The 23,590-nt window shown below is 39.9% G+C and carries 24 protein-coding genes and 2 tRNA genes; 13 read left to right on the forward strand and 13 right to left on the reverse strand.

Annotated elements, in window-relative coordinates; translation table 11 throughout:
• Positions 1–494: 494 nt before the first annotated feature.
• The gene (locus OIZ54_RS18785) at positions 495–1,688 is read left to right on the forward strand and encodes a hypothetical protein (protein ID WP_264391042.1); all 1,194 of its coding nucleotides are present in this window, start codon (positions 495–497) and stop codon (positions 1,686–1,688) included.
• Positions 1,688–2,152 carry a hypothetical protein gene (locus tag OIZ54_RS18790; RefSeq protein WP_054983735.1) on the forward strand — a complete coding sequence of 155 codons (465 nt, stop codon included), beginning with the start codon at positions 1,688–1,690 and terminating at the stop codon, positions 2,150–2,152. Before OIZ54_RS18785 ends, OIZ54_RS18790 begins: the two co-directional genes overlap by 1 nt.
• Before the next feature lie 25 nt (positions 2,153–2,177).
• On the opposite strand, the gene OIZ54_RS18795 is transcribed toward OIZ54_RS18790, so the two are convergent.
• On the reverse strand, positions 2,178–4,265 hold the full coding sequence (locus tag OIZ54_RS18795; RefSeq protein ID WP_264391043.1) for a putative bifunctional diguanylate cyclase/phosphodiesterase: 2,088 nt from the start codon (positions 4,263–4,265) through the stop codon (positions 2,178–2,180).
• A gap of 260 nt (positions 4,266–4,525) precedes the next feature.
• On the opposite strand from OIZ54_RS18795, the gene OIZ54_RS18800 reads away from it, so the two are divergent.
• The 8 genes from OIZ54_RS18800 to OIZ54_RS18835 all read left to right on the forward strand — a co-directional run bounded on the left by OIZ54_RS18800 (position 4,526) and on the right by OIZ54_RS18835 (position 10,546).
• Positions 4,526–5,458 carry a hypothetical protein gene (locus OIZ54_RS18800; RefSeq protein WP_004589136.1) on the forward strand — a complete coding sequence of 311 codons (933 nt, stop codon included), beginning with the start codon at positions 4,526–4,528 and terminating at the stop codon, positions 5,456–5,458.
• A gap of 22 nt (positions 5,459–5,480) precedes the next feature.
• Entirely contained in the window at positions 5,481–6,380 is a 900-nt protein-coding gene (locus OIZ54_RS18805; protein ID WP_004589137.1) for a DUF350 domain-containing protein, read from the forward strand.
• Between the two features lie 3 nt (positions 6,381–6,383).
• On the forward strand, positions 6,384–8,105 hold the full coding sequence (locus OIZ54_RS18810; protein ID WP_264391044.1) for a polyamine aminopropyltransferase: 1,722 nt from the start codon (positions 6,384–6,386) through the stop codon (positions 8,103–8,105).
• Between the two features lie 80 nt (positions 8,106–8,185).
• Entirely contained in the window at positions 8,186–8,599 is a 414-nt protein-coding gene (locus tag OIZ54_RS18815; protein ID WP_004589139.1) for a YjfI family protein, read from the forward strand.
• A gap of 24 nt (positions 8,600–8,623) precedes the next feature.
• Complete coding sequence (locus OIZ54_RS18820) at positions 8,624–9,316, forward strand: PspA/IM30 family protein (protein ID WP_029772224.1); 693 nt, start codon at positions 8,624–8,626, stop codon at positions 9,314–9,316.
• A gap of 73 nt (positions 9,317–9,389) precedes the next feature.
• Positions 9,390–10,028 (forward strand): DUF4178 domain-containing protein, encoded by a 639-nt coding sequence (locus tag OIZ54_RS18825; protein WP_024032119.1) that lies wholly within the window; start codon positions 9,390–9,392, stop codon positions 10,026–10,028.
• Positions 10,025–10,345 (forward strand): hypothetical protein, encoded by a 321-nt coding sequence (locus OIZ54_RS18830; RefSeq protein ID WP_004589142.1) that lies wholly within the window; start codon positions 10,025–10,027, stop codon positions 10,343–10,345. Before OIZ54_RS18825 ends, OIZ54_RS18830 begins: the two co-directional genes overlap by 4 nt.
• Positions 10,346–10,360: 15 nt before the next feature.
• A complete protein-coding gene (locus OIZ54_RS18835; protein ID WP_024032117.1) occupies positions 10,361–10,546 on the forward strand; it encodes a hypothetical protein in 186 nt (61 codons plus the stop codon).
• Positions 10,547–10,566: 20 nt separating this feature from the next.
• Here OIZ54_RS18835 and OIZ54_RS18840 read toward each other — a convergent pair whose 3' ends face one another.
• The 5 genes from OIZ54_RS18840 to OIZ54_RS18860 form a co-directional block, all read right to left on the reverse strand.
• A complete protein-coding gene (locus OIZ54_RS18840) occupies positions 10,567–10,971 on the reverse strand; it encodes a hypothetical protein (protein ID WP_029772226.1) in 405 nt (134 codons plus the stop codon).
• Positions 10,972–10,981: 10 nt separating this feature from the next.
• Positions 10,982–11,506, reverse strand: a complete 525-nt coding sequence (locus tag OIZ54_RS18845; RefSeq protein WP_264391045.1) for a hypothetical protein — start codon at positions 11,504–11,506, stop codon at positions 10,982–10,984.
• A gap of 107 nt (positions 11,507–11,613) precedes the next feature.
• Positions 11,614–12,990 carry a class II fumarate hydratase gene (locus OIZ54_RS18850; protein ID WP_264391046.1) on the reverse strand — a complete coding sequence of 459 codons (1,377 nt, stop codon included), beginning with the start codon at positions 12,988–12,990 and terminating at the stop codon, positions 11,614–11,616.
• A gap of 10 nt (positions 12,991–13,000) precedes the next feature.
• Complete coding sequence (locus OIZ54_RS18855) at positions 13,001–13,366, reverse strand: hypothetical protein (protein WP_004589147.1); 366 nt, start codon at positions 13,364–13,366, stop codon at positions 13,001–13,003.
• Positions 13,367–13,467: 101 nt separating this feature from the next.
• Positions 13,468–13,653: a hypothetical protein gene (locus OIZ54_RS18860; RefSeq protein ID WP_004589148.1), complete on the reverse strand. Its 186-nt coding sequence runs from the start codon at positions 13,651–13,653 to the stop codon at positions 13,468–13,470.
• Positions 13,654–13,853: 200 nt separating this feature from the next.
• Between OIZ54_RS18860 and OIZ54_RS18865 the strand changes: the two genes are divergently transcribed.
• The gene (locus OIZ54_RS18865) at positions 13,854–14,444 is read left to right on the forward strand and encodes a class I SAM-dependent methyltransferase (RefSeq protein ID WP_264391047.1); all 591 of its coding nucleotides are present in this window, start codon (positions 13,854–13,856) and stop codon (positions 14,442–14,444) included.
• Here the strand turns inward: OIZ54_RS18865 and OIZ54_RS18870 are convergent.
• The 6 genes from OIZ54_RS18870 to OIZ54_RS18895 form a co-directional block, all read right to left on the reverse strand.
• Complete coding sequence (locus tag OIZ54_RS18870; RefSeq protein ID WP_264391048.1) at positions 14,421–15,560, reverse strand: GNAT family N-acetyltransferase; 1,140 nt, start codon at positions 15,558–15,560, stop codon at positions 14,421–14,423. The two genes, OIZ54_RS18865 and OIZ54_RS18870, sit on opposite strands and share 24 nt — an antisense overlap.
• Positions 15,561–15,646: 86 nt before the next feature.
• Positions 15,647–18,367 carry an ATP-binding protein gene (locus tag OIZ54_RS18875; RefSeq protein ID WP_264391049.1) on the reverse strand — a complete coding sequence of 907 codons (2,721 nt, stop codon included), beginning with the start codon at positions 18,365–18,367 and terminating at the stop codon, positions 15,647–15,649.
• Positions 18,368–18,498: 131 nt separating this feature from the next.
• Positions 18,499–18,987: an RNA-binding protein gene (locus tag OIZ54_RS18880; protein ID WP_264391050.1), complete on the reverse strand. Its 489-nt coding sequence runs from the start codon at positions 18,985–18,987 to the stop codon at positions 18,499–18,501.
• 276 nt (positions 18,988–19,263) lie between these two features.
• Positions 19,264–19,356: transfer RNA gene (locus OIZ54_RS18885), tRNA-Ser, on the reverse strand.
• 53 nt (positions 19,357–19,409) lie between these two features.
• Positions 19,410–19,500, reverse strand: a tRNA-Ser gene (locus tag OIZ54_RS18890).
• 220 nt (positions 19,501–19,720) lie between these two features.
• Complete coding sequence (locus OIZ54_RS18895) at positions 19,721–19,861, reverse strand: hypothetical protein (RefSeq protein WP_004589025.1); 141 nt, start codon at positions 19,859–19,861, stop codon at positions 19,721–19,723.
• Between the two features lie 327 nt (positions 19,862–20,188).
• Here OIZ54_RS18895 and OIZ54_RS18900 point away from each other — a divergent pair, with 327 nt between their 5' ends.
• Positions 20,189–21,061 carry a diacylglycerol/lipid kinase family protein gene (locus tag OIZ54_RS18900; protein WP_264391051.1) on the forward strand — a complete coding sequence of 291 codons (873 nt, stop codon included), beginning with the start codon at positions 20,189–20,191 and terminating at the stop codon, positions 21,059–21,061.
• Between the two features lie 36 nt (positions 21,062–21,097).
• On the opposite strand, the gene OIZ54_RS18905 is transcribed toward OIZ54_RS18900, so the two are convergent.
• Positions 21,098–22,027, reverse strand: a complete 930-nt coding sequence (locus OIZ54_RS18905) for a DMT family transporter (RefSeq protein ID WP_264391052.1) — start codon at positions 22,025–22,027, stop codon at positions 21,098–21,100.
• Positions 22,028–22,133: 106 nt separating this feature from the next.
• Between OIZ54_RS18905 and OIZ54_RS18910 the strand changes: the two genes are divergently transcribed.
• Entirely contained in the window at positions 22,134–23,576 is a 1,443-nt protein-coding gene (locus OIZ54_RS18910) for a PLP-dependent aminotransferase family protein (RefSeq protein ID WP_264391053.1), read from the forward strand.
• Positions 23,577–23,590 lie beyond the last annotated feature (14 nt).

A 23,590-nucleotide genomic window follows, 5' to 3' on the forward strand; every position in this document is an offset into this window, starting at 1 on the left:
AGCATTTGCTATGTGAAAGTAGGACATTGCCAGGCTCCAAATACAAGAAAGCCCGACTCGAAAGAGCCGGGCTTTTTTATGTCTGCAGAAAAGTGAAAAATACATTCCAGATATTATTCGCACAGTCTCCACCACCACCGTAGCGTGGGTTGAGTATCACGAAACCCGCGGATAAAACACAACACAGAGCTCAAACTCTTTGTAGTAATACCAATACGCAATAATACTTAATCATTTTGCCTAGCTATCAACACGTTTTTCCACCCTCAAAATAGATCACTTAATTAAGCGAATTGGTATTACAGTACAAGTTAGTCTCTTGACTTAACTAATCTATTAAGAGGTATAAAAATAATAGCTTATAGTTCAGAGTATTTTGATCCACACTCTTTAACTTTGACTATAGTTATACCTCATAATAATTATTCTGCAGAATTATAAAATGTCGTTACTTTTTAATATTCAGCGCTTTTTATCTAGGTTGCTGAGTGTATATGCGAAATAAAATATTTCAGATATTCGTTTTAATCGTCAGCCTACACCATTTACCGGCTAAATCGGGTGAGTTTGATTTTTCAGGCTACGCGCGTGTGATTGGTGGTTATTTAGATGAAAATGATGTCGAATATAGAGGCTACGACGACAGTCTTAACTTTTCACCATCAAGTTTAATAGGTCTTCAAGCTGAGTATCAGTTTAATAAAAACTGGTCAGTGACAGCACAAGGGTTATTTAGATCCGATAGCACAACGGTATCTGGTGAGAGTGGACTTGAATGGCTGTATTTAACTTATACGCCAACAACAAACCTACAGATAAAAATCGGTAAACTGCGCACCCCATTTTTTACAATGAGCGACTTCTCTGATGTAGGGTTTGCATACCCATGGATCAATCCGCCACAACAAGTATACGACACGTACTTATTTAAAACATTTAATGGTATTGATGCTATTTACAAATTTGGCTCAGATGACTTTGATATCAGTATTGAAGGGTACTATGGCGAAGAGTCGGGAAGTATTGGCATAGGCCCTTTTAAAACAGGTTTTGAGGTGGATAATTTAGTGGGTGTGATAGGGAAGTTGAATATTGAAAATATAGAATTTAGGGCTTCAAGGTATAACGGTAACATAGCGCTAGATCTTAAATCGATTAACCAACTACAAGATATTTTAGAGAATTTTAATTTTAGCCAAAGTGCAGCATCGCTGACAACGCAGGGCAGTGCGCATGCAGATCAATTTGGTGTTATTTATGATAATTTAGATTATTTTTTTAGAGGTGAGTGGGTAAAGATTAAAACACAGTTAGATATAATTCCGATTATACAAAGCTATTACTTAACCGTAGGCTATAACGATGCACCTTTTACTTATCATTTAACCTTTGCAGACAGCGATGTAGAAATTAATGCCAATCAGAATGAAATCCCTATTGGTGCTAATGTAGAGCTTGATCAGCTGGCACAGGCTTATAACAGCGTGTTTGCAGAGTCGGCGCCTGACTCACTAAAAACATGGACACTCGGTATACGATGGGATGTGCTACCTAATCTGGCATTAAAGGCGGAAGTATCTGCTTTAGAGGGCGATGAGGTTAGTAATTCTTTTTTTGTTATCCCTGAGGATGTTAGCTTTAATAGAAAAACGAATCTTTACCTTATTGGCTTAGATTGGGTATTTTGATGATGTACTCTAAGTTAACTTACGTGATTAGACATATAATACTGCTGTGTATTTTTACTTGGTCATTATTGTTTATCAGCGTACAAGCCTACGCGGATAATAGCCATACCACTAAAGTGATCATTGTTGTTAATACGGCCAATAAAAACTTAGCTTTGAGTAAGCAGCAAATTCGCCATATTTATATGGGCGGCGCGATGAGTCGTCAATTTAAAGCAGTAAATTTACCCGCCGGAAACCCGTTACGAATCGATTTTAATACGAAATTGGTTGGCTTAACCGAATCAAGAATTCAGGCTTATTGGGCTCAGATGAGGTTTACAGGGCGTAGCAAGCCACCCGTAGAATTTAGCTCGACTAAAGAAATTATTGCGTATTTATTGAAAGAAGAAAATGCAGTTGCTTATTTACCTGCTGATACAAAAATTCCGGACGAGCTAACTGTTGTAACGCTAACGCCTTAATTTATGATTAACTAGTAGCGCTGACTTATTTTAAAGTTAGCGCTTTAAATGCCTCTTTTGCCTGGGCTTTAGCTGCTGGAATGTGTGCTATGGTTACAGGCTTTGCAAAATAATACCCTTGCATTTCATCACTGCCATTTTCAATTAGGTAGTTAGCCTGGTTGGCTGTTTCTATACCCTCACTACATACTTTTAAACCTAGGCGTTTACTTAAATCGAGTATGGCCTTTAATACCGCCGCATCCTTTTCTGAGCTATCAAATTGATTAACGAACATACGGTCAATTTTGATGGTATCGATATCTATTTTTGTCAGGTAGCTTAGCGATGAATAACCCGTTCCAAAATCATCAAGGGCTATAGACCCGCCCATTTGTTTTATTTGGTTAAAGAATTCATTGGAGTTTTCAAAATTATCGAGATAGCTTGATTCGGTTATTTCAAACTGGATATTTGCAATGTCGACGTTGTATTTAACCAATTTATTTTTTACAACATCAATAAAGTGATTATCTTTAAGATCATGGCTCGATAGATTTAAAGAAACGAGTACATGGTTACCTATAGTTTGCTTTAGTGTGGGTAAATCTTGAAATACCCTGGAGACAACCCACTGCGTGATTGCTTTTATTTTACCTGCTTGCTCTGCAATGGGTATAAATTCGCCTGGTGAAATAAAGCCAAGCTCTTCACTTTGCCACCTAATAAGGGCTTCAAGGCCATTAGCCTCACCATTGGCAGCTATTTTTAACTGATACACAACTTCAAACTCATTTTGCGCAATTGCATGACTAATTAAATTCGCCACTTGAGCCATTCGCTTGCTGTTTTCTAACATTTTTCTATGGAAAACGGTGTACGACCCTTTACCTTTTTCTTTTGAGGCATACATTGCGATGTCTGCATTACTAATTAACGTATTAATATCAAACTCTGCCTCTTTAGCATGAGCAATACCAATACTTACCCCGGTGGGTATATCCCACTGGTTAATAGTAAAAGGCGTTTGCATTGAGCTGATAATTTGCTCCGCAATATTAATAACGTCGGTGTAATTATTTATATTACGCAGCATTATTAAAAACTCATCACCCCCTAAGCGTGCAATAACATCGTTTTCGCGTAAGTGCTTTTTGATATTACTGGCTACCGCCTTTAAAAGTAGGTCGCCCGTTTCATGGCCAAGTGTATCGTTAACACCTTTAAAGCTATCTACGTCAAAAAACATAATAGCTATATTTTGATGATTATTTTTACAGCGCGTTAATTCTTCTTTTAGTAAGGCCATAATAAACATACGATTTGGCAAACCAGTTAATATATCGAAGTTAGCTAAGTGCTCCATTGATTGTTTTTGCTTTAGTAGTTGTGCGGTGTTTTTTTGATTAGTAACCACTTGGGCGTTAATAGTGTTAAGTAAGTTATTAATATCTTTGCCAAGTTGCGATACTTCATCGTTGCCTGAGCCCTGGTATTGGAGTTGATAGTTAGTTGTTTTTTCTGCTTTTTGTGTGAATTTAGAAAGTTTTAATAGCGGGCTTAATAAATGTTGGTATATCCATAAAGAGATGAGGATGGTGATCACGATACTAAAAATAACGATAGGGGCCGCACTATAAAATAAGCTCGCTTTGCTTTCATTAAGGGGTTTATTAAAATCTTGAACAATTAATAAGTAGCCTACAGGGAACTGCTCCTCACCAATTGTTTTTAAGGCAACTAAGCCTTGATTAGTAACACTGACGGTACGGGGCAAACTTTGTGGTTTGATCCCTTGTAACTGTGGAGAAAAGTCCTCGTACTTTAAGTAATTAGGGTGCACGTAGGACTGTATTAGCTGCCAATTACTATCAAATACATTTACAAACTTTATGTGCTCGTACCTATCTAACCCCAAAAGCTCAGTTGTGATAGAAAATAAATCTATCTCTTGCGACATAACACGTAACAAATTATCTGAAATATTTGATGACATAGCATCGAGGTTTTCTTCAACTGATTGGCGGTATAAATCCTCGTGCTCATTAATTGCTAAATAAAAAACAAAACTAGCGCTTAGTACAATTAAACAAGTCGTAATAATAATAAATTTGTTACGAATACTATGAAACATTTTGCCAAATCCCTTCTTACTGTCATGCTCTTTCACTAAAAGAGTTATTACTTATTGTTGTTATTTATTAATAGAAGGCTTACGCGTAGCGCTGATGTTACTTACTAAATTTGTAAGTAAAAGAATGTGTTTAAATTCATAGAGTAACTATAGCTGGTTATTTTATTTTAGGCAGACTTACTTTGTTGCAATTTCATTCTTGGCTTAATAAGTGACCTGTGTAAGACTAATGCGGTTATTTATTAAATCAGGTGACATGAATGTCGAATATAAAAGCTTGGAAACTTATGAGCCTGTTTTGTTTGTTTGCAGTGCTTATGGGTTGTCAATCTAAAGAAGAGCAACTACAACAAACAATTCAAGAGTCTATTAAAAAGGCAGATGTTGAGCTTGCACAGCTTGGTACCGCGCTTGATAATGGGACTATACGTAATGCTGTATTGCTTAAAGAATATGGCAAACTCCTTAAACAGCAACAGCCAGAACTTAGTCAGGTTGTTGATGTAATTACCCTTGATGCTACAAGGCAGGGTGCCCTTTACAGTGGTTTAACACAACGACTTAAAGATATTAAAGGCACTTATTTAATCCCTCCTTACGAAGATACGCTACACAGTATTGATTTACTACGTGAGGCGGCTAAGCCTACGCTGTTTTCTGATGCGTTAACGGACCCGATTAATATGCTAGCCGATATGTCTAAGGGCAGCCTTGCGCGCGTTGGTGCTATTAGTAAAGAGGCAGAGGGCGCAGGCGAAGGTAACCAATTGGTGGGCAACCCTAATTACGGTAACTGGCAAACTAATAGTAATGGTATTAGCTTTTGGCAGTGGTATGGCATGTACCGTATTTTAGGCGATGTATTTGACCGTGTTGAATACGGACGTTGGAGCAGCCGCCGTAAATATAGCTATTACAACGATTACGGCCGCTATCGTTACTCAAGCCCTAAACAAATTAAAACGCAAAGTGCTTTAGAAACGCGTACGCGTCAATCGTACCAACGCCAAGGCAAACAGTTTACTAGCCCTTATGCGAGCAAAAAAACGGGTGCCTCGGGTTTAAGCCGCAGTAGTTATACACCGCCTAAAAGCCGCAGTAGTTACTCGCGTTCGAGTAGTTATAGCAACAGCTCTGGATCGGTACGCAATAGCGGTAGCAGAACCTCTCGTGGCGTGAGCCGTGGTAAGTAAAGAATAAGTTGGAGTTAGAAATATGTACGAATTTAATGGAATAACTACGTGGTCGCTACAAGCTTTGGCGATTGATTTTGCAATTATCGTGTTGTTATTTGTAAGCCTGAAATACATTAAGGGCTGGGTTTCAAACCTTCATGCAAATGACGAAATAACAGAACGCGATAACTTTGCTTTTGGTATTAGCTTTGCGGCAGGCTTAGTTGCACTTGCCATTGTATTAACGGGTGTGAGTAGTGGCGCCTTTGCTGCGTCGTTACAACAAGAAGCCCTGCAAATGCTAGGCTATGGTGTATTAGCCATTGTACTGATTAAATTAGGCCACTTTTTTCAAGATAAGGTCGCGCTTCGCAAAGTCAGCCTGCACGACGAAATTGTAAAAGGTAATGTAACAGCCTCTATTATCGACTTTGGTCATGTAGTGAGTGTGGCTATTGTGATTCGCTCTGCACTTTTATGGGTAGCAACAGAGGGGTGGCACGGGCTGCCTATCGTTATTGCTGCCTTTATTATTGGCAGTGTTGCACTACTGCTTGTAAGCCAATACCGCGTACAATTATTTAAGCGTACCAATAAAAGCGGTGATTGTTTACAACAAGCCATTATTGATGGCAATTTAGCTGTAGGTATACGCTACGCAGGCTTTTTAGTAGGAAGTGCCTTAGCTATTACTGCGGCATCAGGTATTGCACCGTATGCGGCCGATAACATTAATGCTAGCCTGCTTTATTGGGCTATTAGCGCGATTGTAAGTTTAGTGGCATTCATCATTTTGCATTTAATCACCATCAAAATAATTTTATCAGGTTGTGATATTTCAGATGAAGTTAACCGTCAGAAAAATGTAGGTGTAGGTGCTATTTCTGCTGCAGTGTCGTTTGCTGTCGGTATTACTATGGCAACCTTACTAGGCGCATAATCAGTGTCATCAACTACAACTAGCCCAAGTAAATCACGTTTACTTGGGCACGATATTTTACTAATAACTGTTATGGCCGTACTCGCTGGGTGCGGCCTTATTTATGAATACTTACTTTCGCATTACGCAGGGCGGGTACTGGGCTCTGTAGAGAGTGCTATCTATGCCATGATTGGCACAATGATAGTTGCCATGGGCTTAGGCGCATTTTTAGCCCGTTGGTTTAAAGATGCCTTTACCGCCTTTGCTTGGCTTGAAAGTATTATTGCCCTGGTTGGCATGGGCTGTATTTTGGCAATAGCCGGTGTAATTGCTGTAAGTTATTCACTTCCTCATTTGTTTTCTAGTATTTTTAATTTACCTCCAGATGTTGTGCTCAATGGCTATGTATTTCAAAAGCTGCAAGAGTGGTCACGCTTTTTACCTTATGTGTTTGGATTAGTACTGGGTTTATTTATTGGTATGGAAATACCGCTTATTGCACGTATTCGCCAACATGTGTACGGGCGTTTTTTAGAAAACAATGCAGGCACTATTTATGGTGCCGATTATATTGGCGCGGGTATTGGTGCGGCTATTTGGGTAAGCATTATGCTGGCGATGCCTATAATGCAAGCTGCAGCGTGGACAGCTCTTTTTAATATACTGGCAGGGCTCGCCTTTTTATGGCGCTACCATGCTCATGTGCGCTTTGCTAAGGCACTACTGATCTGCCATATAGTATTACTGGTACTGTTTGGGTTTATTTTAGTGATGGGAAGTAGCTGGATGAACAGCTTAAGTAATGTACTTTATAAAGATAAAGTTATTTACTCACAAGCAACTAAATACCAGCATGTAGTATTAACCGAGCGCTTAAGTAAAAACCAGCCAGCGCCTATTACCGACTTGTATTTAAATGGGCGTTTACAGTTCTCGAGTATTGATGAGCAAATATATCATTCAATGCTGGTGTATCCGGCAATGCTCGCATCAAACCGGCACGATAGCGTATTAATTATTGGTGGTGGCGACGGGCTTGCCCTTAGAGATGTTTTAAAGTGGCCAGTGAACGACGTAACGTTAATTGATTTAGATGCACAGCTGCTTAATTTATTTGGCCATAAAGACGGTGATTTTACAGCGCCTGAGTCTATAAGTAAGCGGTTATTAGCGCTAAATAAACAATCGATGTTAGACCCACGCGCCAATATTATTGTGGGAGATGCGTTTTTAGAGGTTGAAAGGCTCCTTGATCAAGGTAAGCAATTTGACACTATTTTAATTGACTTGCCGGACCCTAATCATCCCGATTTAAACAAAATGTACAGCGACTATTTTTATAACCATGTACGTCAATTGTTAGCTCCCGATGGCGCAATGGCTGTGCAGTCTACCTCGCCTTATCATGCCAAAAAAGCATTTTTAAGTATTGCTAAAACGGTAAAAGCGGCGGGTTTTGATTATGTTGAGCAGTACCAGCAAAATATTCCTTCGTTTGGGCAATGGGGGTGGACAATAGCCACTAAAATGGGTCAGCCAGCCAGTGGGCGAATTAAAAATATAAGCGCTATGCCGGTGCCATCAAGGTGGGTAAGTAAAGAATATTTATTAGCCAGCTTTGTATTTCCTAACCAGTATTTTGAACAAGTTAAAAGTATTGAGGTCAATAGGTTAGGTTCTGGTCAGCTATATGATTACTACCGTAATGCGTGGCAGATAGAAAGCGAATTGTATAAAAATTAATAAAACATGGTTGACATAATATGTCGACCGTGCGAATCTTAACTCAGACATAATATGTCAAACAGCAAAAAGGCAGAGACATGGAATTAAATGAACTTTCAATAAAATTAGCTTCTTTTGAAACAGAAGGCGCTAACTTTGAGTCTTTCTTGATTGCCAACCCTGGTGAGCAAGATGTTTTACAAGTCATAGTTGATGGAAACGATGAGCTTCCAATTTTTGTTACGCAAACACAAGAGCAGTTGTTATGTATTAGCTACTTGTTTGGCGAAGATGAAGTAAAAAGTGAATTACGCAATGAGTTAAACGAAACACTACTACGTTTAAACGTGCCAATTCCACTGAGTGCATTTGCTAAAATCGATAACAAATACGCGATTTTTGGTGCACTGTCGGTAAATTCATCATTAGATGATATTACCCACGAACTAGTGACACTAGCTGACAACGCTATTGACGCACTAGAAGCCGTGACCTTGTATTTAAACGATTAGTAACTAGTTAGTGGAGTTAAGATTATGAGTATATTAAAAAAATTATTTACAGCAGTACGTGGCGGCGCGCGTGAAGCGGGCGAAGCAATTGTAGATGCAAACGGCATTCGTATTTTTGAACAAGAAATAGCAGATGCGCAAAATGCACTTAATCGTGCTAAAAAGAGCCTTACAGAAGTAATGGCTAAAGAAATGCAAACTAAGCGTAAAATTAGCGCAGTTGATGCATCAATTGCTGAGCACGAAGCATATGCAGGCCAAGCACTTGAAAAAGGCAACGAAGCCTTAGCATTAGAAATTGCCGAAAAAATTGGCGACTTTGAAGCTGAAAAAGCTGAAAACGAGCAAGTACTAGCAGGTTTTAGCAATCATATTGTAGCGCTTAAACAACAAGTTAAAGACGCTGAAAAGTCAATTAAAGAAAACCAGCGTCAGCTTACTATGGTTAAAACCACAGAAAGCGTACAGCAAGCAACAATGGCGGTAAACAGCACGCTTAATACTAATAGCTCGTCTATGACATCGGCTCGTCAGTCGCTTGAGCGTATTAAACAGCGCCAGCAAGATCGTAGTGACCAGTTAGGCGCTGCTAAGCAACTTGAGTCAGATACAAATGGCGACGATTTAAAAGCAAAAATGGCTGAAGCCGGTATTGGCGATACAAGCCCAAAAAGTGCTGATATTTTAGCGCGCATTAAAGCCAAGCAAAACGGCTAATAGTTCGTACATTTATAATAAAAGGTAATTAAGCGTGGCTTAGTTACCTTTTTTGCTTAAGGGATGCCTCATTATGTTTAATTTTTTCAAATCTAAAAAAGAGCCAGAACGTCAGCTTAACCACGCAAGTGAGCTTAAAAAAGGTGACATGTTTAGCGTTATCGATTCATTTGCGTATCCGTCGTGGTTAAAAGGGCAAACGCTGCGTGTTATTGATATTCAAACCTATCAATATCAACACAGTAGTGATACTGAGTTTGTGCTTGAGACGAACAGCGGACAGGTGGTATTTTTACAAATTGAGCAAGATGATGGCGAGCAGTGGGCTAATTTTTCAATCAAAATTCAGCGTGACGACGTAGAGCAAATATTTGGGCTAGACGAATTTGCACGTATTTTTGATGAAGAGTCGTTAACCCATATACAGGTGCAAAATACGCCAGAGCAGTTTATGCAGTTTTTAGCTAAAAGCTATCAGCAAAGTGAATCGCCTTATGTGTGCTATTTCCATAACAAAGATTTTCGTGGCCAGTCATTACCGCGCTATGAGCAAGAGGGTGGTGAACCTTGTGAAATGATTTGCTTAGCATCGCCAGACGAAGGGCATGGCTTAAATATTGAAATATGGGATGGCGGTGAGACCGAAGTGTCACTAACACTAACACGCCCAATTACCGATATAGTCGACTTGTTTCCAGGAGATGCGAAGTGAGTGATGCTAAAGATAAGTGGTTACGTCAAGAGCAAGCCGTGCGTGCCACACAAATGGCATTTGATTTAAGCAGCGAAGTACAAAAGTCGATAAAAAAGCAGGCCATTGACCAAGAGCTTACGCCCTCAGATATGATCCGTAAAATTTTAGGCTTAGATGTGAAATCTAAAAAAACACGTCAGCGCCTATCGTTTAATTTAAACGATGATGAAATAGCCCAACTAGCAACGCGGTTTAATGTCCAAAGTGATGATAAGCGAGCCGTAAAGCAACAAGTAGCAGAGTTATTAATTGCTCATACTAAAAACACTAAGTAGTTAATTTAGATTTATATGAATATTATTTTAATTGCTTACTTAATTATTTTTGCTTTATTTGGCACAGCTGCAAGTTACTTTGTGCGATTTATTTATGCGTACTGGGTAAAAAAAGAAATGCCAATGAAATACATTGTTAAAGCAGGAATTAGTGTGGTGCTGGTGGTGGTTATTTCAGCGTTAATACCTTTTATAGGTTAACGCTGAAATTGGCGTTTGCGCTATTTTATATCAAATGCCTGGCATTGCTGATTAATACACAGAGTTTGTACCTCAAGTACCGGCGAGCAATCGGTTAAACCTTGCGCTTTGTTTTGCGCTTTTTGTTGTTGTGTAATTTTTTGGGCAACTTCTTCGGCGTGCTCTTGAGAGGTATTAAGTGTTGAATACACAACATACTTACTTGGCCCACCACATGCTCGTGCACCTACTTCGAGTACCTTACATTGAAAGCTTGCGGTGCAACTATTATCACTAACAATGTTATTAAGATCGTAGTTCAAGTCAGACAAATTCTGATTTTGCTCAGTACTTGATGATGTGCTTGCACAGCCGCTAAGTAATAGCATAGCGCTGGTGGCAACACTCACAATTGATAATTTAATTGCTGATGGTAAACAACTCATAACCTTGTCCTTAAAATACACTTACCGCTGAACCTTCAAGTTTAACACATTTATTTTCAACACACTGCGTGCTTGGCGAAGTTAAATGCTGGCACGTGCTCATCATTTCATTTTGTGTGTTGTAGGCTTTTTCAAGCGTTGTTATTTGCTTTGCAAGCGAACTGACTTGCCCCTCTTTAGCTGATTTTGTTGAGTAAACAACATAATCACTTGGTCCGCCGCAAGCTTTGCTTCCTAAAGGCATAACCTTACATTGTGCAGAGGTATCGCACTGTGTATTGGCAATTAACGTATTAAGCTCGCTTTTTGCGGTTTTAATGTCGTTAAGTGATACTGCTTTTAAAGCGGTTTTTATGGGTTGTGATGCATCAGTAGGGGTTTTGTGCTTGTTTTCACTGCTGGTTTGTTGAGGTACTTCTTTATGCGGTACTTCTTTAAGCTCGTTCACCGAGTTAGTTGGTGCATCTTGCGATGTTGTTTCGAGGCATGCAGTTAAACAAAGTGGTAAAAGTAGGACTAACAGTGGAGTACGCATAACAAACCTTGATAGTGATGAATTATTCATCACTATCATACACGGTGCATTTTTAACGGCAATAAAAACTATATTATCAAGTAATTAAAGCCGTTTTAGATTTACCTTTATAAACCGCCTTGGGTAAGTTTAGTGGGGTTAAGCAGTTTTTCTAATTCACTGCGTGGAAGGTCGGTTTCTTGCTCTGCGACATCAATAATTGGGCGGGCTTCTTTGTAGGCTTGCTTAGCTATTTTGGCTGCTTTTTCGTAACCGATCACCGGATTAAGCGCAGTCACTAAAATAGGATTTTTGGCCAGTGCTTTATCAATATTGGGCTGGTTTACTTTAAAACTCGCAATGGCTTTATCTGCCAATGCTTGGGCGCTATTAGCAAGTAACTCAATGCTTTGTAAAATATTGTGCGCAATAACAGGTAGCATTACGTTTAGCTCAAAATTACCGGCTTGGCCTGCCACGGTGATGGTTGCATCGTTACCTATAACTTGAGCGCTTACCATGGCTGCCGCTTCTGGGATCACCGGGTTTACTTTACCCGGCATAATCGATGAGCCTGGTTGCAGTGCTTCAAGCTCTATTTCGCCAAGCCCGGCAAGTGGGCCTGAGTTCATCCAGCGTAAGTCATTGGCTATTTTCATTTGTGCTACAGCGAGTACTTTTAGCTGACCTGAGAGCGCTACAATGGCATCTTGCGAGCCAATATTGTAAAAAAAGTTACTGCTTGGCTTAAAGCTTATGCCCACATTTGCGCTTAAGTTTTTAGCAAACTTTGAGGCAAATTCGCCATCAGCATTTATGCCCGTGCCAACAGCCGTCCCGCCTTGGGCAAGCTCACATACTCGCTCTAAGCTATAGCGAATACCGGAAGCTGCATTATTTACTTGTGATTGCCAGGCGCTTAGCGTTTGCTCAAACGTAACGGGCATGGCATCCATTAAATGCGTACGGCCAGTTTTAACTATTTTGCCAACGTCTGCCTTTTTTTGCTCTAAACTCTGCGATAGTTTTTCAACAGATGGCAGTAATTCATAAACTACGTTAATAGCACTACTTAGTGCAATGGCTGTAGGCACAACATCGTTAGAGCTTTGCCCCATATTTACATCATCGTTGGGGTGAATTGGCTCATTACCAATGCGGGTTGCAAGCGTTGCGATAACTTCATTCGCGTTCATGTTCGAGCTGGTGCCTGAGCCAGTTTGGAAAATATCAACCGGGAAGTGCTCGTAATGCTCGCCATCAATAATTTGTTGGCATGCTTGCTCAATAGCGTTGGCTTTACTTTTACTTAAGTGATTTAGCTCAAAGTTACTTTGTGCTGCAGCTTGTTTAATGTATGCAAGCGCTGTTACAAACTGTTTTGGCATAGTTAAGCCGCTAATAGCAAAGTTGTTAACTGCACGCTGGGTTTGCGCTTGGTATAGCGCATCACTAGGGACCTGTAATTCACCCATGCTGTCGGATTCGGTTCTAAAATTGCTCATAAGTCGCTCCTTAAAAAGGGTTAAATTCGTGACTGAGTACGCGAGCTTCGCGCTCAAGTTTTAAAAATTTTTCAGTATCGTTATGTGCATAGTAAAAGCGTTTTAATGCCAATAAGGGTTTATATAATTGCTCAAGGCACTGCTTACGAATGGCATTGTGTATTAGAGGGTCGCACATTTTATTGATAATTTCATGGTGAGTGCGTAATAAATATAACTCTTGTAGTAAGGGGTTACGCTGTTTTTCAAAGCTTTTAGCAACGTTTAAAGCGGTTTCTATGTAGTGAGCTACCACCATAGGCGCATGTAAGCCCGGGCGTAAGCAGTTACAAGCAAGTTCATGATGATAAGGCTGTAATGCCTGAAAGGGAGACATAAAAAAACCGATTTAAGTTAACGATAATAGTTATCATTACATTTAATCGGTTTCAGTGTAAACAGTTATTATAAAAATTATTTGCAGCGTTTAATTGAGTATCAATTATAGCCAAGAATGAATATTTGGTCTGTTTCATGTTTTTTTAGCGCCTGTTGATTTTGGTTACAGTGAGAAAGTAAGTCGATTACAGTGGCTCTACTATCACAGGTGCTACTTGGTTTTTCGGTGCTTTTTTCTGTCACTGAGACCACAGCGTCTACAGCGGTGTAAGGGGGGGTATGCATAATTTTATCCTCGTACTTAATATTGGTAATACACCCTACTTAGGGTTGATTTAATTAAAGCATAATACATACCATCGCCTTGTTTTTATTTTAGTGCCATGAATTAACTCACTTTTATAAATTATCTATAAAACTTTAATTGTTCAGTGTCATTTTTTTGCGTTAATGTTGTGCAATAAGTTTCAATATTGGTGCAGGTCATGATCAAACCTTTCTCACAAGCGTGTGAAAACAATAAGGGTCCTATTTTAGAAGTGCTTAAAACGGTTTTTAATAAGACAAAATCGGTACTCGAAGTAGGCTCGGGTACGGGGCAGCATAGTGTGTTTTTTGCTGAGCAATTACCGCATTTACAGTGGTATGCAAGTGATCGCCGTATAAACCATGAGGGCATAAATTTATGGCATAAGGAGGCAAATTTAACTAATTTACACGGCCCTCTTGAGCTTGATTTGAATTATGCATGGCCGGTAAATAACGTAGATGCCATTTACACAGCAAATACGTTTCATATTGTAAGTTGGCAGTTGGTTGAGCAATTTTTTAAAGGGGTTTTAACGCACTTAGCAAGCCAAGGTGTAGTGTGTATTTATGGCCCTTTCAAATACCAAGGGCAGTTTACAAGTGCAAGTAATGAAGAGTTCGATCGCTTTTTAACACAGCGTGACCCATTTAGCGGCATTCGTGATTTTGAGGCCATAGAGCAATTAGCAACACAAGCAGGCCTTACACTCATAAGTGATACAGCTATGCCAGCTAACAATCAGTTATTGGTTTTTAAACGGCAGTAAATCAGCGCACTGCGTTTTATAAATTGTCATATGTTGGCGTTCTCGCTTTAGGTAGTCGTTTATTGCTGCTCTAAAGTCGGGTTCAACAATATGGTGGCTAGAGTAGGTAAAAACAGGCTCAAACCCACGAGGTATTTTATGCTCACCTTGAGCGCCTGAGTGAAAGCAATGTAAGTTATGCTTAATCGCAAATTCAATCCCTTGGTAGTAACACAGCTCAAAATGAAGGGAGTCTATTTCTTCGCTAGCGCCCCAATAGCGGCCATACAAGGTATTTTCACCTTGTAAGCTTAGCGTTGCTGCCACTATTTTGTTGTCTTTTTTGGCAAGCATAACAATTAGCTGATCGCCCATTAGTGCCTGTAATAAAGTAAAAAACTCAATATTTAAATACCCTAAATGCCCAGAACGTTTTAAATAAGTACGCTGATAAAACTCACAAAATAGCTGCATTGTTTCAGGGCTTAGGTGCGAGCCTTGCAGCCATTCAATGGAAATATTTTGCTGCGCTATTTTAGCTCGCTCTTTTTTTAGCGTTTTTCGTTTGCGTGCGGTGAGTGTATTTAAAAAATCGTCAAAGGTTTTAAAGCCTTTATTAAACCATAGAAACTGCACGCCTACGCGCTGCATTATATCGTCAGTACACAGGGCTTGAACTTGAACCTTTGGGCAAAAGTTAACATGCCAGCCAGACCAACCTTGCTCCACACTCCTTAAATTTAATTGCTTTTTTATGTACTCGTATACGCTTTGTGTATTCGTATGTGCAATGGCAATACGCTGGCCTTCAATGGGGCTAAAGGGCACACCGCTTAGCCATTTAGGGTAATAGGCTAATCCGTGTTGCTCGTAGGCTTCTGCCCATGCCCAATCAAAAACATACTCTCCGTAAGAGTGGCTTTTTAAATACCCAGGTGCGAGTGCGACTAATTTGTCAGCTTCATAAACCGCTAAGTGCTGAGGCTGCCAGCCTGTCTCTTTGTTTACACAGTGGCTTTGCTCTAATGCATATAAAAATGCATGGCGGGTAAAAGGTTCATTACCGAATAATCGAGTCCATTCGTGTACGTCTATCTGGTTAATATCACTAAACCATTGGTGGGTAAAAGTTGCCATTACTGCTTACCTTGGGCTGCTTTATAGTGGGTGGTGGCGTTTTAAACTAAGTTAACACAAGCGCATTTATTTAGCGCATTATTGTATTAGTGCTCTTCAATTTCGGCGTATTGGGCTAAGCACGCGGTTAGCTTAACCAGTTCTAGCGGTTTTGCAAGATGCTGATTAAAACCAACGGCTTGAGCATGGGCTTTATCCTCAGGCATAACATCGGCGGTCAGCGCAATAATGGGCAGCTCTACCTCACTTTTAAATTGCCTAATTAGGGCGGTGGCTCTGTAACCATCCATTATTGGCATTTGGCAGTCCATTAAAATTAAATCAAAGTGTTGCTCTTTTGCTATATCTACTGCCGCTTCGCCATTTTCGACAATATGGGCAACAATACCTAATGAGCCTAGCATGGCTTTAATTACCATTTGGTTTACCGGGTTATCTTCTGCTACTAGCACTTTTAAAGCCGTCAATTTAGTACCCGAGTATACAAGCTCGGCTTGCTCTTGTACTGGGCTGGTGCGAAGCTCAACGTCAAATTTAAACGTAGAGCCAACGTTTGGTTCGCTCTGTAATGTGACGTTACCGCCCATTAATTTACTGAGCTCTTTTACGACAGTTAAGCCCAAGCCTGTGCCACCGTATCGCCTTGATGTTGAGTCGTCTGCTTGGGTAAAGGCACTAAATAGCTTGGACTGCTGGGTAGGCTCTATGCCAATACCCGTATCTATAACGGTTACTGTTATTTTAACTTTGTCAGTACTGATAAACTCTCCGCTAAAGTCTACCTCTACTTTGCCTTGCTCTGTAAATTTTATTGCGTTGCTGCAAAGGTTTAGCACTACTTGCTCAAAGCGTAAAGGGTCGCCTACATACCAAGTATCTACTGGAAGATGACTGTTAACCTGCCAGCCAATGCCTTTATTGGCTGCACTGGCCTCAAACATTGTGTTAATACGCTTAATAATTGCATGAAGGTCGAACGCTGTGCTTTCTAGCTTGAGCTTATGTGATTCAATTTTTGAAATATCGAGTATATCGTTAATCAGGTTTAGTAAGCTTTTAGATGAAGAGTTTATTTTGTCTAAGTAACCAATAAGAGTGTGTGCGTTATCTTCTTTGCGCGCTAATGACGAAAAGCCAATAACTGCATTTAATGGTGTGCGTATTTCATGGCTCATATTGGCTAAAAATCGGCTTTTAGCCTGATTAGCTAAGTCAGATTGCTTTTTAGCTTGCGCAAGCGAATGGGTGCGCTCTGCGACTTTTCGGGTAAGGGCAATTTGTTGCTGATTAAAAAGCAGTAAAACAATTAAAATTAAGGCACATACCACCAATTGTAAGGCCATTAAAAACAGTGTTAATTGGTTATTATGGGGGGCAAGGTATTTCTCTTTTAAGGCTAAATGTGTATTCCATGTTTGCCCACCAAAGCTGAGCTTTAGTTTCATAACACGGCTGCCCTGAGCGATATTTAAACTTTTGCCGTAGTTACTATAAAAAGCGGGCTTATTTACATCTTCATAAAACGCAATAGAAAACATCTCTGATTGTTGCTCGTTAATCGCTTGCTCAATAATATTACGCACTAAAAACACACCTGTGGCGTACCCCTTTATAGTAGCTTTTTGCTGTTGTTGTTCGTACACGGGGGCAAATAGCAGATAGGCGGGCTCAGGCTCAGCTGTTTGCACTAACTGAATAATTTTAGTGCTGACTGGCTGATACCTAATTGCAGGGTTTACTAGCGATGCTTTTCTGTCTGGGTTTGAGTACACATTAAAACCAACCGCTTTTTGGTTGCCATTAAAAGGGGCAATGTATTTAACGATGACCATCGGATCGTCTGGCTCAAGGGGCTCGCCGACAATTTCAAAGTCTAGATGGTATATATCGGCAACTTCTTGGGTAAACGAAGCTCGCTCACTTTGCGCTATTTTTTGATTCCACGAAAGCGCTTTAATAAACGAATGCTGCGTCAGTAACTCGCTGGCGTAGGCGTAAAAGTCTTGTTGGTTTAAATCAGGGTTAGATTGTACTTGGCTGGCTAAGCTTTGCACCGCTATTAAACTTTGGTTGATGTAGCGATATAAGCTATTTTCAATAATGTGAGCTTCTCGCTCGGCGACTTTAACGGTATTTTGTCTGTTTTCTTGGTTATAAAGCTGAGTAGTTACTGCAACAGATACAAATAAAATACTACATACCGCTAACGTAGGCAGCGGCGATATAGGCCTATTTTGCCCCTTAAACTGAGTAAGCACCAATAGCAGAGGAGTGGCAATAATTACGCCTAATGAGTCTCCTAGCCACCAAAATAACACATTTTGCCAATGATCTTTAATATCGTATGCGGAGTTAAATTGGCTCAGCGCAAACACCCCAAAATTTGCTGAAATTAAACTAACCGCAATGCCCACAACAAAAATAAAATAAATGATACTTGCGCGTTTTTTAAAATACAGCGGGTGCCCAAGCCAATATTTAAGTAAACCAGCCCCCACCATTGCCTGCAATACAATGCCAATAGCAATATACATGGCTTGGCTGAAGGTATTGCCAACCAACACCATATCGTGAGCTGTGCTGTCAAAAATATTAAAGTTAAAAGCAAAGGCTGCTATAAAAAGCGCTGGAATGAAGCGCCACCACCACATATAGCATCCAACTAAGGCAATGCCTGCAGGTAACCATACCGGGATAATTTGAGTATTAAAGGCGAGTTTAGTGAGTGAAATACCAATTAAAAAGTACGCTAATGAAAAAATTATGTAAAAGATAACTGAATGATATTTTGAGTTAAAATTTTTCACATAGCTCCCTGACTTTTTAAAAGTACTTAATTTTAAATATCAGTATAGCGAACAGTATGTTATTTGCGGTATTTTTTAATATATGTTGTAAAAGTGTACCTTGCGCAACCTGTAAACTGCTTATTTAGCAGTTAAGGTTGTTTGCTCAGCTGCTGTTTTTGCTGCTGTAAAATAGAGATTTGTTGCTCTACAGCGCTAATTAATGCGTTATAGCGGTTTTGAATCGCCGTAGTTTTAGTGGCTATCGCATCGGCTATTGATTCGGCGCCCATTCTATTAGCTTGATCTTGAGTAACATAGCTGGCTTGTTGTTTGGCGTCGGCTAAGTCTTCTTTATAGTTTTTGATAGTAAGCTGGTGGCGTTTAATTTCACGATCAATTTTTTTAATCTCAATGTAGTTATCTACAGAGGCACCGGGCATTGCGGGTGAGTTTGCATTATTGCCGTACTTATCGGCAACTAGTGGCTGTTTTAGCTTAATAACTTCTGCATTGTCAGCACAGGGTGTTTGGCTAAATGTAGCGACTCCTTTAATTGTGCATTTATAAACCGTAATGTCTTGGGCTGCGTGTGTACTTAAAGCCACAAGGCCTATTAAAGATGCAATTAAACGAAACATAATTAAACTTACGTTAGTGGAGTTGTTATTAATAATGCCGTAACTACCCAGTGTATTCAATGTGTTTTGATTCACCTATTTTAATAAGAAATGGTTGAGAAGGAGGGATTAGCTTAATTACATCCATGTAATTAATTGCTTTGCAACGCCTACGGCGGCTTAAAGTGTTCCAGACATTTTATCGAACCCTAGCGAGGATTCTCACCCTCCTTGGCTACATTGGCTGTTAAATTTCAGGCACAAAAAAACCGCAACTAAGCGGTTTTTAATAAGAAATGGTGGAGAAGGAGGGATTCGAACCCTCGATAGAGCTACAAACTCTATACTCCCTTAGCAGGGGAGCTCCTTCGGCCACTCGGACACCTCTCCAACGCATAACAGATTGTATTAACGGTAGTTTATTCATACCATTAATTAAATAGTGGTGGAGAGATAGGGATTTGAACCCTAGATAGGCTACAAACCTATGCCGGTTTTCAAGACCGGTGCATTCGACCACTCTGCCATCTCTCCGTGACGCAGAATAATACTTAGGTGATACCGTCGTGTAAATAGCAAATAAACTGTTTGCTTAAAAAGTAGGCGTAATTACGGTTTTTTTTGTAAATAGAGGGAAATTAGAAGGATTTAAACTAAAAATTAAAGGGTGGCAGCAAACTAAGGGAGCTAAAGAAGCGCTTTCAATAGTGGTTAGTTGTTTACTGCCCCTGCTTAATAATCATAACAAGGTTGATTATTTGTATTGCGCGGCGCTGTTTAATGCTAACTTTTTGCCCATACGGTTTAATTTAGCAAGCATTTTAGCTTTACGGTTAGTTGGTTTTACGCCAACGTGGGCTGCTGCATTTTGGTTTAGGGTGTTTATTGGGTTCATGTCTTTGCTCCAAGGTGTATGTGTTTAAATCGCGAGCATTTTGACTCTTTTTTGTTTAAAAATACAACAATATAAACTAAGGCTTGGCTATTAGTTATTTTTATCTGAATTTGCATTGTTTTGTTTTTAATTAAAACTACCAAGTGCCCATTTTGCATAGTTATTTAACTAGGGGAACTAGGTTTTAATTTGTTTTATAAGTGTTTTTTGTGTTTTTTAATGTTTTTAGTAAATTTTTACGCACTTTTATGATTAATTATTCAGATAAATTAATTTTAACTTAATTCTTATTTATGCTGGCGTACTGGCTAATAGGAGGTAAATTACTTGCAGTTGTTAATAATAGTTAAACCGAGCGTAAAAAACGTGGTGTTAGAACACTTTGATTGGCTTAAAAAAACATGCCAGAAGAAAAATATTCTCTATATTACGGTTAAAACGACAGGCAATTTTGAGTACGACTTAGCAAACGTTAAATTGAATGCACAAAAAAGCCAAATAGCAGTGGCTATTGGTGGCGATGGCACGCTTAATTTGGCACTTAATGGCGTGATTAACAGTGCATGTAGTTTGGCAATATTACCTTGTGGTACGGGCAACGATTTTGCGCGTCGCTTTCATTGCACAGCTAAACAGTGGCAAAACGCTATTTTTAATGCCCCCACACACTTAATTGATGTAGGTAAAATTAATACTCGTTACTTTATTAATGTGGCTGGTGTTGGTTTTGATGCTCATGTAATTAAGCAGTTGGGTCATTTACAAAGCATGTCAGCTTGGCGCTATAAGTGGACGAGTTTTAAATCGCTCTTTACTTACAAAGCAAGCACACTAAATGGAGCATTTTTAAATAAGCAATGTAGCTATCAAAATTTAATAACTGTATTTGCGAACTCTCAGTATTTTGGTGGCGGCATTAAAATAGCACCTAGGGCTAAAATTGATGATGGACTGCTTGATTGCTACCAAATGCAAGCGGGTAGTCTTGTTGATCACTTATATAGCTTTATTAAATTAATTTTTAAGCGCCACCATACTTTAAAAAAGCTTACTTATAGCCAATTCAAACAGGCGCGTATTAATACTAAAAATTTATTAATTGAGGCCGATGGCGAGCTAGTAGGTGTTACGCCCGCGGTTATTGCTATTCATGAGCAGGCTATTAATTTCCATATACCAATAAAAAAGCGCCTACAGTAGGGTAGGCGCTTTTGTGTTAGTGCGTTAAAAACGCCTCTAACTGGGGACGGAGCCATTTTTAGCAACGCAGCGGCTTGCTAAAAAGGCGTTAATTCTTTTTGTGGGGGTAAGTACAATTGCATTACCCAGTAGTACTAAACTAAAGCCGGCAAAGGTGTTTGCATGCCATTCAAAGCCTTCAAAAAAGCTGCTTAATGCAACGGCCACTAGCGGAAACAGCACTATGGCGTAGCTTGCTTTTTCAGGGCCAATGTTTTTTAACAAGGCAAAATAGCAGCCAAATGCAATCACAGTGCCAAAAACCGATAAATACAATAGCGACAGCCAATAGCTGGTAGGGGCACTAAAACTGACCGTTATACCATTTATTAATACATAAACGGCTAAACCTACTGCGCTATATAACATGCCCCATGCGTTACCCTGCAGCACACCTATTTGATGATTAGAATTACGTACACTAATCATATTGCCCAATGAAGCCACAAAGGTACCCCCAAGGGCAAGTAGTAACCCGACCAACGCCCCATTACTCAAGTCGAATTGCTGTAAATGCGGCCAAAACAGACAAATAATACCCACCACGCCGATTAGCGCGCCGCAGTAAATACGTTTGGCAATGGGCTTTGCAAAAAATAAACGGGTGTTGACTATGTTCATTATTAGCAACATTGAAAATGCAATAGAGGCCATTGCCGATGAAAGGTAGTTTTGTGCCCAATACAAAAGCAAATAATTTAAGCCAAAGTTAGAAATGGCCAATAAAGCAAAAAAGCCATGATCGACTAACGAAAATCGCATATTAGGCTTTTTGTAGGCCACAAATAGCCACATACATGCAGCTGCTATGGCAAAGCGATAAAACAAAGAAAGCTCCACAGCAATATCGCCTAGCTGAAACGAAATCGCGAGCCACGTAGAGCCCCAAATTAACACTGTTGTGAGATATAGCGCTGCGCTTTTCATGGCAAACCTCTAAAAAAACCGATTGAGTGGTTATTTTAGAGTCTATCTGTATACTTACCATATACAGAAAAGTATAAATGTAACCTATACAGATTTGAGGCGAGATATGCAGCCAGCTGCCAATAAGCAAAAAGCCGAGTTTTTATACCAACAAGTTATTGAGCTAATTAAAGACATGCAAGCGCAAAAGGTATTACTACCTGGGGAAAAGCTTCCTTCGCTTCGTAAAATGGCCAGTAACTTACATATTAGCATTCCGACGGTTAAGCAAGCGTATCAAGCGTTAGAAGATCAAGGGTTAGTAGAGGCACGTGAAAAATCGGGCTACTTTTTAACGGTGCTTAATACGGTTTACAGCTTGCCAAAGCGTGTAAAACTAAGCCGCGAGCCTGTCACTGTAAATAAACAAGCGTTAATAGAGCAGGTATACAGCGCTATTCATCAACCTAATGTAATTGCCTTTGGTATTGCCAATCCCGTTGCTGCCGCGCCTACCGATAAAGCTTTAGCCCGTACCATGCGCCGGGTTATGACAATTGCTGGGGCGAGTGTTATTAATTATGGCCCTATTGATGGTTTTGCTGCGCTTAAAAAGCAATTAGTGCATAGATACTTAGGCTTTGGTATTGGTGTAAATATAGATGAACTGGTGATCACCAATGGCGCGCAAGAGGCGCTGGCTATCGCACTTAAGTGTGTTACTAAGCCCGGCGATGTGGTTGCAATTGAAACCCCCTGTTATCACGGCATTATTGAACTAATAGAGAGCTTAGGATTAAAGGCGCTTGAAATTCCGCTATGCCCCGACAATGGTATTTGGCTTAACGACCTAGCTCAAGCGCTTGAGCAACATGATATAAAAGCATGCTTGTTTTCGACCGCCATAAATAACCCGGTTGGCAGCTTTATGAGCGATGAAAGCCGTAAGCAAATGGTGGACTTAATAGAGTCACATAATGTTGTTCTTATAGAAGATGATGTGTACGGTGATCTGCACTTTACTGCCAAGCGTGGCACGCCCGCTTTAGCGTATTCAAAAAATGGGCTTGTGATCAGCTGCGCCTCGTTTTCAAAAACGGCTGCACCAAGTTATCGAGTAGGTTGGTTAATAGCAGGCAAGTTTGCAGGTCAAGCGCGCCGGCATAAGCGTGCATTAAGTTGCTCTGCCTCACTTATAAATCAGTGGACGCTTTCTGAGTTTATAGCCAGTGGTGAGTATGACCGTAATTTAAAAGTACTTAGGCAGCGCTTACGTAATAACAAAGAGCGCATGCGGTGGTGCTTATTAAACGCGATGCCTAAAAATACACGTATTAGTGACCCTAAAGGTGGGTGTGTTATTTGGCTTGATTTAGGCCAAGGGGTAGACAGTCAAAAGTTATTTTTACTGGCGCTAGAAGCTGGTATTAGCATAACCCCCGGACTTATTTTTTCAGCGAGTAATAAGTATAAAAGCTGTATTAGGCTAAGTTACGGGGTGCAGTGGAGCGAAAAAATAGAGCAGGCTATTACCACGTTAGGTGCGCTGGCTCACACGCTAAAAGAATAAAAAAGCAGCACCTA

It is taken from the genome of Pseudoalteromonas sp. A3, from assembly GCF_025942345.1.
GTDB classification, from domain to species: Bacteria; Pseudomonadota; Gammaproteobacteria; order Enterobacterales; family Alteromonadaceae; genus Pseudoalteromonas; species Pseudoalteromonas atlantica.

Excerpts from the sequence above, each read along its gene's own strand:
- OIZ54_RS18880 (WP_264391050.1), bottom strand. The coding sequence starts at position 18,987 with ATGTTTCGTTTAATTGCATCTTTAATAGGCCTTGTGGCTTTAAGTACA.
- OIZ54_RS18895 (WP_004589025.1), bottom strand. The coding sequence starts at position 19,861 with ATGAACCCAATAAACACCCTAAACCAAAATGCAGCAGCCCACGTTGGC.
- OIZ54_RS18860 (WP_004589148.1), bottom strand. The coding sequence starts at position 13,653 with ATGCATACCCCCCCTTACACCGCTGTAGACGCTGTGGTCTCAGTGACA.
- OIZ54_RS18870 (WP_264391048.1), bottom strand. The coding sequence starts at position 15,560 with ATGGCAACTTTTACCCACCAATGGTTTAGTGATATTAACCAGATAGAC.
- OIZ54_RS18825 (WP_024032119.1), top strand. The coding sequence starts at position 9,390 with ATGTTTAATTTTTTCAAATCTAAAAAAGAGCCAGAACGTCAGCTTAAC.
- OIZ54_RS18815 (WP_004589139.1), top strand. The coding sequence starts at position 8,186 with ATGGAATTAAATGAACTTTCAATAAAATTAGCTTCTTTTGAAACAGAA.
- OIZ54_RS18905 (WP_264391052.1), bottom strand. The coding sequence starts at position 22,027 with ATGAAAAGCGCAGCGCTATATCTCACAACAGTGTTAATTTGGGGCTCT.
- OIZ54_RS18790 (WP_054983735.1), top strand. The coding sequence starts at position 1,688 with ATGATGTACTCTAAGTTAACTTACGTGATTAGACATATAATACTGCTG.
- OIZ54_RS18910 (WP_264391053.1), top strand. The coding sequence starts at position 22,134 with ATGCAGCCAGCTGCCAATAAGCAAAAAGCCGAGTTTTTATACCAACAA.
- OIZ54_RS18805 (WP_004589137.1), top strand. The coding sequence starts at position 5,481 with ATGTACGAATTTAATGGAATAACTACGTGGTCGCTACAAGCTTTGGCG.
- OIZ54_RS18840 (WP_029772226.1), bottom strand. The coding sequence starts at position 10,971 with ATGAGTTGTTTACCATCAGCAATTAAATTATCAATTGTGAGTGTTGCC.
- OIZ54_RS18835 (WP_024032117.1), top strand. The coding sequence starts at position 10,361 with ATGAATATTATTTTAATTGCTTACTTAATTATTTTTGCTTTATTTGGC.
- OIZ54_RS18855 (WP_004589147.1), bottom strand. The coding sequence starts at position 13,366 with ATGTCTCCCTTTCAGGCATTACAGCCTTATCATCATGAACTTGCTTGT.
- OIZ54_RS18850 (WP_264391046.1), bottom strand. The coding sequence starts at position 12,990 with ATGAGCAATTTTAGAACCGAATCCGACAGCATGGGTGAATTACAGGTC.
- OIZ54_RS18845 (WP_264391045.1), bottom strand. The coding sequence starts at position 11,506 with ATGCGTACTCCACTGTTAGTCCTACTTTTACCACTTTGTTTAACTGCA.
- OIZ54_RS18800 (WP_004589136.1), top strand. The coding sequence starts at position 4,526 with ATGTCGAATATAAAAGCTTGGAAACTTATGAGCCTGTTTTGTTTGTTT.
- OIZ54_RS18785 (WP_264391042.1), top strand. The coding sequence starts at position 495 with ATGCGAAATAAAATATTTCAGATATTCGTTTTAATCGTCAGCCTACAC.
- OIZ54_RS18795 (WP_264391043.1), bottom strand. The coding sequence starts at position 4,265 with ATGTTTCATAGTATTCGTAACAAATTTATTATTATTACGACTTGTTTA.
- OIZ54_RS18865 (WP_264391047.1), top strand. The coding sequence starts at position 13,854 with ATGATCAAACCTTTCTCACAAGCGTGTGAAAACAATAAGGGTCCTATT.
- OIZ54_RS18820 (WP_029772224.1), top strand. The coding sequence starts at position 8,624 with ATGAGTATATTAAAAAAATTATTTACAGCAGTACGTGGCGGCGCGCGT.